The sequence below is a fragment of the Candidatus Kryptonium thompsonii genome (genome assembly GCF_001535985.1).
GTDB classification, from domain to species: domain Bacteria; phylum Bacteroidota; class Ignavibacteria; order Kryptoniales; family Kryptoniaceae; genus Kryptonium; species Kryptonium thompsonii.
The window spans coordinates 1-15,721 of sequence record NZ_CZVS01000047.1; the positions used below are offsets into that span (position 1 = coordinate 1).

The 15,721-nt window shown below is 37.9% G+C and carries 13 protein-coding genes and 1 other RNA gene; 11 read left to right on the forward strand and 3 right to left on the reverse strand.

The window, feature by feature from the left end:
- Positions 1-230: 230 nt before the first annotated feature.
- Genes trxB through AWW78_RS07355 form a run of 3 tightly spaced genes read right to left on the reverse strand, consistent with a single transcriptional unit; the run spans position 231 to position 3,100 of the window.
- Positions 231-1,172, reverse strand: a complete 942-nt coding sequence (trxB, locus tag AWW78_RS07345) for a thioredoxin-disulfide reductase (protein ID WP_047134731.1) — start codon at positions 1,170-1,172, stop codon at positions 231-233.
- Positions 1,159-2,787, reverse strand: coding sequence for a tRNA epoxyqueuosine(34) reductase QueG (gene queG / locus AWW78_RS07350; protein WP_075426191.1), 1,629 nt, complete (start codon positions 2,785-2,787; stop codon positions 1,159-1,161). Before queG ends, trxB begins: the two co-directional genes overlap by 14 nt.
- Positions 2,774-3,100 (reverse strand): Rieske (2Fe-2S) protein, encoded by a 327-nt coding sequence (locus AWW78_RS07355; protein ID WP_047134732.1) that lies wholly within the window; start codon positions 3,098-3,100, stop codon positions 2,774-2,776. The genes queG and AWW78_RS07355 overlap by 14 nt, the downstream gene beginning before the upstream one ends.
- 62 nt (positions 3,101-3,162) lie before the next feature.
- Between AWW78_RS07355 and glnD the strand changes: the two genes are divergently transcribed.
- From glnD to ruvA, 11 genes are all read left to right on the forward strand, one after another.
- Complete coding sequence (gene glnD / locus AWW78_RS07360) at positions 3,163-5,775, forward strand: [protein-PII] uridylyltransferase (RefSeq protein ID WP_047134733.1); 2,613 nt, start codon at positions 3,163-3,165, stop codon at positions 5,773-5,775.
- A gap of 2 nt (positions 5,776-5,777) precedes the next feature.
- A complete protein-coding gene (locus AWW78_RS07365) occupies positions 5,778-6,683 on the forward strand; it encodes a hypothetical protein (protein ID WP_047134734.1) in 906 nt (301 codons plus the stop codon).
- 20 nt (positions 6,684-6,703) lie between these two features.
- Positions 6,704-7,714 (forward strand): radical SAM protein, encoded by a 1,011-nt coding sequence (locus AWW78_RS07370; protein ID WP_047134735.1) that lies wholly within the window; start codon positions 6,704-6,706, stop codon positions 7,712-7,714.
- A 96-nt stretch (positions 7,715-7,810) separates the two neighbouring features.
- Positions 7,811-9,745, forward strand: coding sequence for a 2-oxoacid:ferredoxin oxidoreductase subunit alpha (locus AWW78_RS07375; RefSeq protein WP_047134736.1), 1,935 nt, complete (start codon positions 7,811-7,813; stop codon positions 9,743-9,745).
- Positions 9,735-10,727, forward strand: coding sequence for a 2-oxoacid:ferredoxin oxidoreductase subunit beta (locus AWW78_RS07380; protein ID WP_047134737.1), 993 nt, complete (start codon positions 9,735-9,737; stop codon positions 10,725-10,727). The genes AWW78_RS07375 and AWW78_RS07380 overlap by 11 nt, the downstream gene beginning before the upstream one ends.
- Positions 10,728-10,951: 224 nt before the next feature.
- Positions 10,952-11,698: a zinc ribbon domain-containing protein gene (locus AWW78_RS07385; protein WP_159421214.1), complete on the forward strand. Its 747-nt coding sequence runs from the start codon at positions 10,952-10,954 to the stop codon at positions 11,696-11,698.
- A 3-nt stretch (positions 11,699-11,701) separates the two neighbouring features.
- An RNA gene (rnpB, locus tag AWW78_RS07390) (RNase P RNA component class A) lies at positions 11,702-12,116 on the forward strand.
- A gap of 24 nt (positions 12,117-12,140) precedes the next feature.
- On the forward strand, positions 12,141-13,847 hold the full coding sequence (recJ, locus tag AWW78_RS07395) for a single-stranded-DNA-specific exonuclease RecJ (RefSeq protein ID WP_082349093.1): 1,707 nt from the start codon (positions 12,141-12,143) through the stop codon (positions 13,845-13,847).
- 21 nt (positions 13,848-13,868) lie between these two features.
- Entirely contained in the window at positions 13,869-14,627 is a 759-nt protein-coding gene (locus AWW78_RS07400; RefSeq protein WP_047134740.1) for a YebC/PmpR family DNA-binding transcriptional regulator, read from the forward strand.
- 29 nt (positions 14,628-14,656) lie between these two features.
- Positions 14,657-15,250: a crossover junction endodeoxyribonuclease RuvC gene (gene ruvC, locus AWW78_RS07405; RefSeq protein ID WP_047134741.1), complete on the forward strand. Its 594-nt coding sequence runs from the start codon at positions 14,657-14,659 to the stop codon at positions 15,248-15,250.
- On the forward strand, positions 15,247-15,721 hold a 475-nt coding region (ruvA, locus tag AWW78_RS07410; RefSeq protein WP_047134742.1), incomplete at its 3' end, for a Holliday junction branch migration protein RuvA. The genes ruvC and ruvA, both read left to right, overlap by 4 nt.

The following is a 15,721-nucleotide window of genomic DNA, read 5'->3' on the forward strand; positions in this document are numbered from 1 at the left end:
TATTTTTCAAAAATTCTTCATATTTCTTTATTTTGCTTTGGATTTTTTCCTTTTCCTGGAACTCTTCAAAGTCGTCTCTGTCTTCAAAATCTCGATAATCCATGTTTAAAACGGCGTTTTATTTGGGTTTTCAAATTCAAGATAATAAAAATTTTAAATTAAACAAATAAAAGCGGGCTTTAAAAGCCCGCCCCAAGCCTTTGAAAGAGCCCCAACAAAACCAGAGGGGATCAATCGTGCAAGGATTCAAGGTATCTTGCGGCGTCCAAGGCAGCCATACACCCTGTCCCTGCTGCAGTTACTGCCTGGCGATATACTTTATCTGCAACATCCCCAGCTGCGAATACACCAGGTACACTTGTCGCTGTCGAACCTGGCTTCGTAATTATATAACCAACCTCGTCCATCTCAATTTGACCTTTAAAGATTTCTGTATTGGGCTGGTGTCCAATTGCTATAAATAAACCATCGCATTTATAGTCCATCGTTTCGCCCGTTAAAACATTTTTTAACCTTACCCCTGTCACTTTCTTTTGGTTTACATCGTAAACCTCCTCAACCACGGAGTTCCAAATAAAGTTTATCTTTGGGTTTTTCATCGCTCTATCTTGCATAATCTTTGAAGCTCTTAGCTTATCCCTCCTGTGCACAATGGTCACCTTGCTTGCATATCTCGTTAAAAATAAAGCTTCTTCCATAGCCGTATCTCCGCCCCCAACGACAACCACTTCTTTATCTTTGAAGAAAAATCCATCGCAGGTTGCACAAGCTGATACACCATATCCTCTTAATTTTTGTTCTGATTCAAGCCCCAACCATTTTGCTGAGGCACCTGTTGCAATTATGACTGCATCAGCAGTGTAGAGGTCTTCATCAGCCCATATTTTAAAAGGTCTTGTCGAAAAATCAACCTTCGTTACATCAAGCATTTCAAGTTTTGCCCCAAATCTTTCCGCTTGTTCTCTCATAAGTTGCATTAATTCTGGTCCTTGAATTCCTTTTGGAAATCCTGGGAAGTTTTCGACTTCGGTTGTGAGCATAAGCTGTCCACCGGGTTGAGAGCCTTCAAATACAAGAGGTTGAAGATCAGCACGAGCTGCGTATATCGCCGCTGTTAATCCAGCAGGACCAGAGCCAATGATGATAAGCTTTCTGTGTTCAATTGGTTGCATTGTTCACTTTTTTATTTAGTTTTAAATTTCTTAAAACTTCATTGAAGTTTTTTATTGAAACATCCGCGTAATTCATTAACTCATTTTTATCCAGAGTAGTTTCAACTCCAACAGCAAGCATATCTGCGTTTTTGGCAGCAATTAAACCAGCGATTGAATCTTCAAAGACAATGCATTCTCGAGGCTTGCACCCGAGTTTTTGCCCTGCAAGAATAAAAATATCGGGTGCTGGTTTTCCATGTTTAACATCCTTTGATGTAACAACAACATCAAAAAGACCATGTAGGTTTAGTTCGCTAAATATAAGTTCAACATTTTCATCGGGTGCTGATGTTGCAAGGGCGATTTTTATACTATTTTCTTTCAAAATCCTTATAAACTCAATCACTCCATCAACAGTTTTCAAATTCCCAACCGCTATCTTCCTGAAAATTCTATCGACCTCAATTCCAATATATCTTGCTTCTTCCTCTGTTATTTTCCCATTGAATAAAATTTTGGCGCTTTCCTCACCCCTTCTTCCAAAGATGATCTTTTTAAACTCTTCATCGCTTAAACTATATCCAAACCTTGCGCATATTTCACCCCACGATTGACGATGCAGTTTAAAAGTATCTGCTATCACACCATCAAGGTCAAATATAGCGCATTTGAAATCAAGATTTAAAAGTTTTTGCAAAGCCAGATTTTTAATTGCATTTTTTACATTTCGCATAAAGCCATGAAATTTTGCTCTTTTTATCGGACTTAATTTGTAAAGTGATTTAAAACTTTCTTCGTTTAATTTTGAAAGTTCAAACAAGTCTGGATTAATGTTATGATCGAAAGCTTTGAATTCGGTGATGTTTGTCTCCTTTTGAAATTTCAAATTCCATGGGCAAACTTCTTGGCAAATATCACAACCAAAGATTAAATTTTCAAATTTATTCGCTATGTGCTCTGGGAAGAGATCACCTTTATACTCAATCGTCCAGTATGAAATGCATTTGTTCGAATCGAGAACATAGGGCTCAACTATCGCTTCAGTTGGACATGCGTCAATGCATCTTGTACATTTTCCGCAGAAGTCGGCTATTGGTTCATCATAAATGAGTTCGAGGTCACAGATTATCTCACCGAGAAAAACCCATGAACCAAATTCTCTTGTTATCAGATTTGTATGTTTACCAATCCAGCCAAGTCCCGCTCTCATAGCCCAAACTTTTTCCATCACAGGTCCAGTGTCAACATAAATTTTCGCTTTTACATCTGGGACAATTTGACGAATAAAGTCGAGTAATTTTTCAAGTTTCAATTTTAAGATAATGTGATAATCTTGACCAAGTGCGTAAATTGAAATTCGTCCTTGGTGAGGTTCAGCGGGCGGAATTTTTTGAAAATAATTGAGGGCTACTGAAATGATCGACTTTGCTTCAGGTAAAATTTCTTTTGGATTTGTTCTTTTGTCAAAATTTTTTCCCATCCAGTTCATATCGGCGTGAAATTTCCTTTCAAGCCAGTTTGAAAGTTTGACGCTTTCCTGTTCAAGTTCTTCAACCCTTGCAATTCCAACTTTTGAAAAGCCAATTTCAATTGCTTTCCGTTTTATTTCTTGTGTCAGCTCATGTTTGTTCATCTTCAATTTTTATCCATATCTCGTCATTTTTAATTAAAACTTCAAAAGTTTTCAATCTTCCTGAACCATAGACTGGTTTACCTGTTTTTATCTCGAATGTCCATCCGTGCATTGGGCAGATTATTTTTTCGGCTTCGATTATAGCATCTGTTCCATTTACTATCTTTGTATGCTGGTGTGGGCATATGTTTGACAAGGCAAAAAATTCTGAGTTTAAATTTACAATGGCAATTTCTTGTTGATCTATTTTAAATGACTTTGCTTTTCCTGGTTTAACTTCCGAAATTTTGCAAAGTTTTATTTCTTTTGGCATATTAGTAAAGACTTTTTGATTAAATTTAGGTTTAAAAGTTTAAAAATTAAAAAAATGAAACAGTGCGGGTTAAGCCCGAATTTAAGATAAATTTTGAGGAAATTAAAAAATTTCGCAGAGAAGGGAAAAGTGCATTTGAGATAACCAAGACGCTGACCCAAGGGCTTGATTCTTTTATCATTTCATTATGTGATGAGCTTGGTTTTAATGAATCTTTTGCCATTATTGCAACGGGGGGATATGGACGGGTTGAGCTTTGCCCGAAGTCAGATGTCGATATAATGTTTTTAGCTGAGTCGAAGGATAAAAAAATTGAGAGCTTCGCCGTTGAATTTTTCCAGCATTTGTGGGATGTTAATTTCAACATTGGGCATAGCTACAGAAGCATTGATGAATGTCTTGAACTTTTGGAGTCCGATATAGAATCGTGGGCGTCCCTTCTTGAGTCGAGATTTATTTGCGGGGATAAAAATTTATACGATTTCTTCGTTCGGAGGTTGAAGGAGAAATCGCTTGGCGGAGGTTCGCTTGACTTTATCAAGGCAATAATTGATGGAAACAAACTGAGGCATCAAAAGTATGGGGATACATCAAATCTTCTTGAACCTAATATTAAGAAAAGTGCGGGGGGATTAAGGGATTTACATACATTGTTATGGCTTTTGAAAAGCACCGATCCCGACTTTTGGAATTTGCGAGATGATCAGTCGATGTGTAAAGGAATGCTTGAGTTGATGTTTGAGAAGAGCATGATCTCCGAAGAGAAGTTTTTTGCAGTTGTCGATGCTTTTGAATTTCTGTTGTGGACGAGGATAATGCTTCACCTTGTCACGGAGGGGATTACAGATGTGCTTGATTTTAATATTAAAGAGAGGGTTGCACTTGAGCTTGGGTATCGTGATGAGTTTGATAAAAAAGCGGTTGAAATTTTTATGCGTGATTATTATTTGAGGGCGAGGGAGATTTTAATGTTTAATAAAATTTTTGTGATGGGTTTTGAGGAACGTTTCAAACCTGGGTGGACAGGTGAAGTTGAATTGCTTGATCAAAATTTTTCAATTTATGATGGGCGTGCGATAGCTCTTAACTCATATAGAGAGTTTTTGACGACGGAGGAAATTTTTAGGGCTTTCTTGTATAAATGTAAAACTGGTGCAGATTTTGATGAAAATTTGAAGCGAACAATTATAAATAGTGCAAGTAAGGTTAGTTTTACAAATGATGTGGAGGTAAACAAAATTTTTCTTGAAATTTTGAACTCTAAATCTGGGGTGGCTTCGGCACTTAAACTGATGCATGAATTTGAGATCTTGGGAAGATATATTCCTGAGTTTGGTAAATTGACCGGTTTATATCAGCACAATCGTTATCATTATTTCACAGTTGACGAGCACACTTTAAAAGCTGTTGAAAATGCAGAAAGGCTTGGCGATGCGGATTCAAGGCTTGGCGAGATCTTTAGAAACCTTGAAAGGAGGGACATTCTTTATTTGGCTATTTTATTTCACGACGCTGGCAAAGCTGTTAAGGTTGAGGGACATAGCGACATCGGAGCAGAGCTTGCGAGAGATTTTTTGATGCGGATAAATTTTGATGCTGTTGATGATGTCTGTTTTCTTGTTAAAAATCATCTTTTAATGGAGCAAGTTGCATTTAGACGGAATTTTTATGAGCCTGAAACATTATATCATTTTGCTTCGAACTTTAAAACGAAGGAACAATTTGATATGCTTTACATTTTGACCTATGCAGATCTTTCTGCTGTTAATCCAGAGGTATGGACAAGTTGGAAATCCCAGCTTCTTGAGGAACTATATCTTTTTGCCGAGCCAATAGTTGAAAATAGATTGACGCTTGAAGAAGTTTATCTAATGATTGAGGAAAGGGCAAACAGGAGAATTGAGTCGATCATTTTATCTCTCTCTGAGAAAATATCTCGCGAGATGGTCGAAAATCATTTTGAAAGTTTGATCGAGGATGGCTCTTATTTGAATGTTTTCTCTGATATTGAGATAGGTGAGCATATAAGGTCGATTTCCGAATACGGCGGTAAAAAAGTTGATGTTATCTTTTCCCATAAGGATGGGTATACTGAGGTGACCGTGATAACGAGGGATGCTCCTTTCGTCCTTGCTAAGATTTGTGGGGTTTTATCCGCAAATGATGCGAATATATTTGACGCTAAGATATTTACGCGAAAGGATGGGATTGTAATTGATAAGTTTAGGGTTTTTGATTACATATCGGGTGATGAGCTCACTGCAGGGCAATGTGAAAAAATTAAGCAAGATCTCGAAGATGTTTTCTACGACAGGATAAATTTTGACGAACTTTTTGAAAAACATAGGAGAAGGTGGAAGAGAAAAATTGAGAACGTCAGAAAAAATGTTAAGATAGCGGTTGAATTTGAGGATTCGAAAGATTATACGATAATTGATGTCTTCGCTCCAGATTCGCTTGGTTTTTTATATAAGGTTTCGCGAAAAATTTCGGAATTGGGGTTGAATATTTATTTCGCAAAAATTGCAACTCGAACGGATGGCATTGTTGACTCGTTTTATGTCCTTGATTTCAACGGAAATAAGATAACCGATGAGAACATGAAGGAAAAAATCAGAAATGAAATCTTGGCTGTGATCTATGAGCTTAACAATTTAAAACTAACTTTGGAGTAGAAATGAGACAGAGATTGATTGATATGATAGAGGCAGAATTGACGAAGCCGAGACAAATTACAGAGCAAGTGCTGGATAACATTCTATCTCACTATTCATATACGCTTGATCAAATTGATAAATTTTTCGCTGAGGAGATCGCAAATCTTGAGGATTACGAGATTGATATTCTTTTTTCGCCGATTTTCACGCCAAAGGTTCAAGATAAAGCGATGTTTTCAAAAATTCTTGATGAAATTGAAGTTGACAAAGATGGGATTGATGAAATCGTGAGGGAACTTGAAAAGAGAAATTTAAAGGCAAATTTATATGTGGTTTTGAGGAACGGGGATGAATTTTATGAGAAAAGGTTTTCAATTCCGCTTAACAGTGTAAATTTAAAAAGATATGTCAAGCTTTTAAATCTTGATTGCAAACCATCGAAAGAATTTTCAAAGATGATTGAAACCACATTTAAGGATAAAAGCGATGAGGTTAAGGCAATTTTGCGAGATGAATTTTGGAAGGAGGAGTGGCGTGAGGAGTTTTTAAAGGCATACCTTGTCTATGTTTCGAATCAAGGTGATGCGTCACTTGAAAAGTTTGAATTGCTTTTAAAAATTTTAAGAGGAAATCCAACTGCATCGAGCATATATGAAATTTATGAGTTGATTTCAGATGTAATTCAATTGACAGAAATTCAGGTAAATGTTTTAAAGACAGGGCGAAGACAGTTTTTCAATGATATGATTGAGCAATCTTATAGGGAGGAAGGGACAGATAAGAGACCACAGAGCGAAGAGGAACTGAGAAAAAGAGAAAGCGAACTTCTGTATTATCTTGAACTTAGAGATGAAATCGGCTATATAATTGAAAATATGAAAGAGTTTTTGACTATTAACACAGCCAGAAGATTTGCGAGAATTTAAAAATTAAGTGCGAAGTGCATATGTTTGTTCCGTCTTATGTTAAGTTATATAAAACAGGTGAGTTAAAAAGGCGAGTTGAAATACTTGAGTCAATGCTTGAGAAGTGCAATATATGTCCACATAATTGTGGTGTTAATAGATTGAGGGATGAGATCGGAAGGTGTTACTCTAGGTATAAACCAATTGTTTCAGCCTATGTTCCGCATTTTGGTGAGGAACCTATACTTGTTGGTGTGAACGGGGCTGGCAATATATTTTTTGGTAACTGCAATTTACGGTGTGTGTATTGTCAAAATTATCAAATAAGTCAGAATTGGAAAGTTGAGATAAAAAATGAGGTTACATTTGAACGGCTTGCTGAGATAATGCTTGAACTTCAGGACAAGGGATGTCACAACATTGGGCTTGTTTCACCAACTCATTTTGTTCCGCAGATTGTTAAAGCACTTTATATCGCCGTTGAAAATGGTTTGAGATTACCACTTGTATATAACACGAACGCATATGATTCGGTTGAGGTTTTAAGGCTGCTTGAAGGTATAATTGATATTTATCTTCCAGATATAAAGTATAGCAGTGATGAGATGGCGTGGAAGTATTCAAAGATACCGAACTATGTTAAGTTTTCAAGGATGGCGATAAAGGAAATGTTTCGTCAGGTTGGAAGCGATCTTGTCGTTGAGGATGGTGTTTTAAAACGGGGTTTGATAATAAGGCATTTAATTTTACCGAATGACATCGCAGGAAGTGAAGAATCGTTGAGATGGATTGCCGAAGAGTTGGGGAAAGATGTAGCGCTGAGCATTATGTCTCAGTATTATCCAACAAATAAAGCTTTTCAATATCCATTGATATCACGGAAGATAATGTTTAGTGAATACATTGCTGTTCTTGAACTTCTTGATAAGTTTGGCTTTGAAAATGGTTGGATTCAAGATTTTGATGAATCTCCAGATTTTTATCGTCCAGATTTTTCGGACAGGGAAGAGCCTTTTAAGGATAGACTTAAGGTTAGAAGTACGACGGGTTAAGATTGGATTGTTGCTTTGAAACTTTGGATTGTGTCTATTTGTTATATTTGTTTAGAATATGTCTAAATCTAAAATTAAATTGGAGAAAAAACGAAGATGAAGATAAATCAGCTTTCATGGATGATCGGCGGACCACAAGGAAGCGGAGTTGATTCGGGGGCGAATATATTTTCAAGAGCCTGTGCCTATGGTGGGCTTCATGTATTTGGGAAAAGGGAATATCATTCAAACATTAAAGGTGAGCATAGCAATTATGTTGTAAGAGTTGATTCAAAACCGATAAGATCTCATCTTGATGAGATAGATTTTCTTGTTACATTTGATCCCGAAACTTTGTTTAGGCATGTGCATAAAGTTGTTCCAGGAGGTGTGATTATTTACGATGTGAATCAAGAGGGCATAACAGTCGATAAAATTCCAACAATAGATAAACAGGCTAACCGAAGGATTAAATCATTTCTTTCTGAGAATGGTGTTGGTTATAGCGTGAAAGATGTGATTGAGTATGCTTCAAGGAATGGCATACTTACTTACGGTATTCCGTATGTTAAGTTGCTTGAGGGTCTTGCTGAAGAACTTGGTGATCCGCGAATAGCGAGGATGGATGTAATGATAAATGTTATGGCTGTGGCAAGTTCATTTGCGCTTCTTCAATATGATTTTGCACCCATTGAGAGGGCAATAAACTATGTATTCAAAGCGAAGGAGAAGGTTGCTAAGTTAAATATCGAAGCTGCGAAATATGTTTATAAATATGTTCTTGAGAATTTCGAAAGAACAAGTTATAAGCTTGAGCCAGTAAGTAAAAGTGAAGATGGTAGAATAATCATTCAGGGTTATCAGGCATCTGCGCTTGGGAAAATTGCGGGCGGATGTAGGTTTCAGTCGTATTATCCTATAACACCGGCTTCCGACGAGAGCGTTTATCTTGAAGATAACGCCGTATTTGAAATTATCGGAGAAAATGGCGAGCTTGAAAAAGGTTCAATCGTTGTCGTTCAAACCGAGGATGAGATTGCAGCTATAGCTATGGCGATCGGAGCTGGACTTGCCGGAGTTAGGGCTTCAACTGCAACTTCTGGACCCGGATTTTCGCTCATGGCAGAGGGTTTAGGATGGGCGGGGATGAACGAGGTTCCCGTTGTTGTTACGCTTTATCAGAGAGGTGGACCTTCAACTGGCTTACCGACAAGGCATAGTCAAGAAGACCTTCTTTTCGCGGTTTATGCAGGGCATGGTGAATTTCCAAGAATTGTATATGCTTCTGGTGATGTTGAGGAAGTATTTTATGATGTAGCAAAAGTTTTTAATTTTGCCGAAAGGTATCAAACCCCGGTTATACATCTAATTGATAAAGGGATGGCTAATTCGATCATGACCGTTAAAAAATTTGATTTGTCCAAGGTAAAAATAGATAGAGGTGAGCTTGTTGAAACGTTTGTAGATGGCGTTTACAAGAGGTTCAAGTTTACTGAGACTGGTGTTTCTCCAAGGGTTAAGCTTGGAACAGAGAATGTAGTTTTTTGGAACACTGGTGACGAGCATGATGAGCTTGGGCATATCACTGAAGATCACGAGGTTAGAACAATGATGGTTGATAAGCGAATGAAAAAACTTGAGCTTGCTTTGCAGGAAATTGATGATGAGGACAAGGCACTTTTTTATGGTGATGATGACGCTGATTATGTTGTGTTGAGTTGGGGTTCAACAAAAGGTGTGATACTTGATGCAATGGATATGCTTAAAAAGGATGGATATAAATTAAAGTTCGTTCAGGTTAAATTGCTTCATCCATTCCCGAGTGATAGGGTAAGTGAGCTTATCGGCGATGCGAGGTTTTTGATTGACATTGAGCACAATAAGACGGCGCAGTTTGGTTCAATTGTTAAGCGAGAGATTTTAAGAGATATAGATTATTACATTTTAAAATACAATGGCAGGCCAATGTCTTTAAGCGAGGTTTACATGGCTTTAAAATTAATTTTTGAAAACAAAGCAAACAAAATACAGGTGCTGAACAATGGCGATTAAAATAGATGAAGTCAAAAAATTAACTCTTGATGATTACAAAACAGATGTTCACAACGATTGGTGCCCCGGTTGCGGTGATTTCGGTATACTTCAGTCGGTTCAAATGGCTTTATTTGAGCTTGGTATACCAAGGCACAAAGCTGTGGTTTTTTCAGGGATAGGCTGTTCAGGGAAAACACCGCATTTTATAAATGTTTATGGGATTCACACATTGCATGGCAGGGCTGTTCCTTTTGCAATTGGTGCGAAACTTGCGAACCCTGATTTAAATGTAATAGTTGTCGGGGGCGATGGAGATGGGCTTGGCATAGGGGTTGGGCATTTTGTAAGTGCTGGGCGAAGAAATGTCGGTTTGACATATATTGTTTATAACAATGCTGTTTATGGCTTGACAAAAGGGCAAGCATCCCCAACTTTAAAGCTTGGTGTTAAAACAAAATCTCTCCCGAAGCCGAATATAAATGACGCAGTAAATCCAATTGCCCTGGCTCTTGTTTCAGGTTATACCTTTATTGCGAGGGCTTATTCTTACGATGTCAAGCATCTTAAAGAAATAATTAAAAAAGCGGTCCTTCACAAAGGGTTAGCCTTTATCGATGTGTTACAGCCTTGTCCGACATACAATGATATAAACACGAAGGATTGGTATTCTGGAAAGGATAGGATTGATCCTAAGACAGGAAAATCTATCCCAAGAATTTACAAACTTGAAGATACAGGTTATGATCCTTATGTTCGCAGCGATGATCCTGATGAATTAAATTCTAAATTCGTTCAAGTTGTTGAAAAATCGCTTGAGTGGGGCGATAAGATTCCGGTAGGTATATTTTACATTAATGAGCATATTTCAAGTTATGAAGAAAGGATAAGCAGTGTTATTTCTGATTATCTTTCAAATCCACCGGCGCGACAAAGAATTGCCTTGAAGAACGGGATGACGAATGTTAAATTAGAGCGCCTGTTGAGGGAATTCTCGATTTAGGCCATGAGAAAAATTTGTTTTTTTGAATTTTAATTGGTATATTTTTAAAACAAAGATAAAGAAAAACAACTTTTGAAAGTTAATTTTGGAGGCTGAGCCGGAAAAAATAGGAGGGTTTACCTCAGTTGTGTTGGCGTGCAAGATTATGGAACTTATAGAAAGTGCACTCGAAAGGGTGCACTTTTTTATTAATAATAAAAAAATTAATTAAAGAGGTTGTGGTATTGAAAAGTAAACTTATCGCACTTTACCGGCTTCAAATAATTGATAGTAAGCTTGATGAAATAGCGGGAAGGCGTGGCGATCTGCCAGCGGAAATTTCTTCGTTGAGCGAAGAAGTCGAAAGGATTGAGGAGGAACTAAGGCGGGCGAAAGATTCACTTAAGAATGTGATTGAAGCAATTGATAGTGTGGATTCTGACATAAGTATGCTTAAGGAGAATATAAAAAAGTGGAAGAAGCAGCTAACTCAGGTTAAGTCAAATCGCGAATATGATGCTCTTCAAAAGCAGATTGGGGAGGCGAACGAGAGGATAGAAGAGCTTACGGAAAGAAGAGGGCAATTTGTTAAGCAACAAGGCGAGCTTGAAGAAACGATAAAGGACTACGAGAAGGAGCTTAAGAAGTTACGCGAGGAGCTTGAACAAAAACAATTGGAACTTGAGGAGATCGACGCTGAGATAAAAGATGAGGAGCAGAAGCTTTTTAAAATTCGCGAGAAATTTGTAAAAGATGTTGATGCGATACTTTTGAGGAGATATCAAAGGGTAAGGGATTCACTTGGGACGTTAGCGGTTGTTCCAGTTAATAATGAGACGTGCGGAGGTTGTGGCGCTAAGATTCCCGCTCAGCGTGTTGTTGAGATATGGCAAAATAATAAGATTTATACTTGTGAATCGTGTGGTAGGATTTTGATCTCGAGCGAGATCTATAACGATGCGATGAATAGTATTAAAGTGAGCATTAAGTAACCTGGTGTGGGTCGGGCAGTTGCTCTTCCGTCGTTGATGACGGAAGGGAGGAAAGTCCAAACTTCTTAGGGCGGTAAGTTCCGAGCAATCGGAAATTCCAGTGGCTAAATCCGCTGGAAATGGAAAGTGCCACAGAAAACATACCGCCCCAACCTTTTAGGTTGGGGTAAGGGTGAAAAGGTGGGGTAAGAGCCCACCGTCCCGATAGTGATATCGGGAGCAGGGCAAACCCCTTATGAAGCAAGACCAAATAGGAGAGGACCTCTGTTCAGTAATGAACGGAGCCGAGATTGCCCGTCTCGGCTTTGCTCCCTAAGGAGCAAAGGACTCTCGGGTGGGTCGCATAAGAGAAATAACTGCCACTTCCCATCTTAAAGGATGGGAGGGACAGAATTTGGCTTATAGACCCACACCAGTTTTTTGAAAATAAAAATAAACTTCGGTGCAAAAGTTGACGAATAGATGGAAAGTAGTAGAGGTAAAAAATTATGCCAAGGTTTATGAACTTGCCAATGGGGCTAAAATTCCAGAGCCAATTGCCAAAGTCTTAGTATCAAGGGGCATTGATTCAGTTGAAAAAATGAATAAGTTTTTTAACCCAAGTTTAGAGGATTTGTATGACCCATTTTTAATGGAGGATATGGATAAAGCAGTTGATAGGATTGGCAAAGCAATTTTGCATAAAGAAAAATTTTTAATCTATGGAGATTATGATGTTGATGGAACCACGGGGGCGTCAATGCTTTATCTTTTTTTAAAAGAACTTGGGGCGAATGTAGAAGTTTATATTCCGGACAGATTCAAAGAGGGTTATGGCATTTCAAGAAGTGGAATTGAAAAAGCATACCAGAAAGGTGCAAATGTAATGATAGCGGTTGATTGTGGGATAACCGCTATAAATGAGGTAAAACTTGCCCAAAGTCTTGGGATTGATGTTATAATATGCGATCATCATGAACCCGGAGAACAGATACCCGAGGCATTTGCAGTGCTTAACCCTTTAAAGGAAACCTGCAACTATCCATTTAAGTATTTATCGGGGTGTGGCGTTGCTTTTAAACTTATTCAAGCACTTCAAAAAAAACTTTCTTTGGATAATATCGATCCATTTCAATATCTTGACTATGTGGCCGTGGCTGCGTCCGCAGATATAGTGCCACTTATTGATGAAAATAGAATTCTTGTGAAGCATGGTCTTGAACTTTTAAATTCGTCAAATCCGAGAGTTTCGTTTCTTGCTTTACTTGAAAAGGCAGGTCTGAGAAATAAAAAAATTAACACATGGCACATTGGTTTCGTCATAGGTCCGAGGATTAACGCTGTTGGACGACTTGGGGATGCAACGAGAGCAGTTGAGTTTTTGATAAGCAATGATTATAGTTCCGCATCTTACTGGGCTGAACAGCTTCACCTTGAGAATGAAAGGAGGCAATCACTTGATAGGAAAGCTTTTGAAGAAGCAATTAAGATTATTGAAGAAGAGAAGATTTACGAAAAGGACAAGGTTTTAGTTTTATATAATGAAAATTGGCATCAAGGAGTTATAGGGATTGTGGCTTCAAAAATAGTTGAGAGGTATCACAGGCCAACGATACTTTTAACTTATGCAGATGGTGTGTTAAAGGGTTCAGCAAGAAGTATCCCAAATTTTGATATTTATAATGCTCTGAAAAAGTGTGAAAATACGCTTATTCAATTCGGCGGGCATAAACACGCTGCCGGTATGATTTTGGACCCGGAAAAACTTATTGATTTTAAAAATGCAATCAATAAATTTGCTGACACTGTCATAGACGATGACATGTTAACCCGCGAGATTTACATCGATGCTGAAGTGGATATAAACGAAATTTCTATTCCAGAATATTGGGCGATAATAAAAAATTTTGAGCCGTATGGTCCGGGAAATTATGAACCAGTTTTTCTTGCTGCCGATATCCCCATCTGGGATGTTAAAATTTTTGGAAATAATCATTTAAAGTTTAAAATTAAGGTGAATAGTTTTACGATTGATGCAGTTGGTTATGGACTTGGAAATCTTTATGATGAGGTGGTCAGTAAAGGTAAAGCAAGTGTTGTGTTTACCTTTGATGAAGGAAGTTGGAATGGGCAAACAGTGATACAGTTTAAAGTTAAAGATTTAAAGTAAAAACTTAGGAGGTGTTGAAATATGTCAGGTCATTCAAAATGGCATCAAATAAGACATAAGAAGGCAGTAGTTGATGCTAAGAAAGGCAAACTTTTCACCAAGCTCATTAAAGAGATAACCGTTGCGGCAAAGCAAGGTGGTGGAAATCCCGATACGAATCCCAGGTTGCGTATAGCTATTCAAAATGCCAAGGCAGCTAACATGCCTTGGGAGAATATTGAAAGGGCGATTAAAAGGGGAACTGGAGAACTTCCGGGAGTTACCTATGAAGAAGTGGTTTATGAAGGTTATGGTCCAGGAGGCGTTGCGCTTTACATTGAATCGACAACGGACAATAAAAATAGAACCGTTGCAGAGATAAGAAACATACTTAGCAGACATAATGGAAGTTTGGGTGAGGCTGGTTCAGTTGCGTGGATATTTGAAAGGAAGGGAGTTATTCAAATTCCTAAGGAATATGATGAGGATACAATTCTTGCAATTATACTTGAGGCGGGAGCAGACGATTTGAAAACCTATGATACCTTCTTTGAGGTTATCACCGCTCCTGAAAATCTTGAACAGGTAAGAGAAGCACTTGAAAAGAATAATATAAAGATCGATGACGCAAAAGTCAGAATGTTGCCTAAAACAACTGTCAAAGTTGAAGGGAAAGACGCGCAAACCCTTTTGAAATTGCTTGAAGCATTAGAAGATCACGATGATGTTCAGAATGTGTATTCTAACTTTGAAATTGACGATGCTGTCCTTGCTGAATATAGTAAGCAAATCGGAGCTTAAAATTTAATTTATCACAGGTAAAGATTAAAATGAGAGTTCTCGGCGTTGACCCTGGAAGTAATATAACTGGCTATGGGATTGTTGAAGTTGAGGAGCATGATGGAAAACCTGATAGAACGAAATTGGTTGCCGTCGATTATGGCATTATAAAAGTTGACGAAGAAGATATTTTTCACATTAAGTTAAAAAAAATTTACGATGAGATAAGCCGGATAATAAACTTATATCATCCAACTGAGCTATCCATTGAGACAGCTTTTTATGGTAAAAATTTTCAATCTGCTTTTAAAATAGGTCATGTGCGTGCTGTTGTGATACTTTCGGCGGTAAATTCTGGTATATCTGTTTTTGAGTATACACCGCGCGAGATTAAAAAAGCGGTTGTTGGTAAAGGAAATGCAACGAAGGAACAAGTTCAATTCATGGTCAGAGCAATTCTTGGTTTAAAAAAATCCCCTGAATTCTACGATGTCTCTGATGCGCTTGCGGTAGCAATATGCCATATCAATAGAACGCTTGTTCCAGAACAAGCAAGATACAGAGATTGGAAAGCTTTTTTGAAGGCACATCCTGAATTTTTATCGGATGATATGAATGTGAAATTAAAACGCAAAAAGAAATGATATTTGCGCTTGAAGGTAAAGTTGTCAGCAAGTCTCCAACAGAAGTTGTGATCGATGTTGGAGGAGTAAGTTATTTAGTTTACATTCCTGTTACAGTTTATGATAAAATTGGCGATGTTGGTTCAAATGTGAAACTTTACACTTATCTTATCGTCAAGGATGAAGAAATGTTTCTATATGGTTTCTCAAGCGTTGAAGAAAGGGAGTTTTTTAAATTGTTAATTTCTGTGTCCGGTATAGGTCCGAAGATGGCGCAGGCGATAATGTCAGGGATGAGCGTTGAGGAGCTGAAAAACTCAATTGTTCAAGGTGATGTATCAACGCTTGTATCGATCCCGGGGGTTGGAAAGAAAACAGCTGAAAGGGTGATAGTGGAGCTTCGGGATAAAATTGCAAAAATTGAATTTGCTGGAAAGCCCCTCGAATTTATATCTTCAGATCAGGTTGAAGTGAGAAATGAAGCGTTGCTTG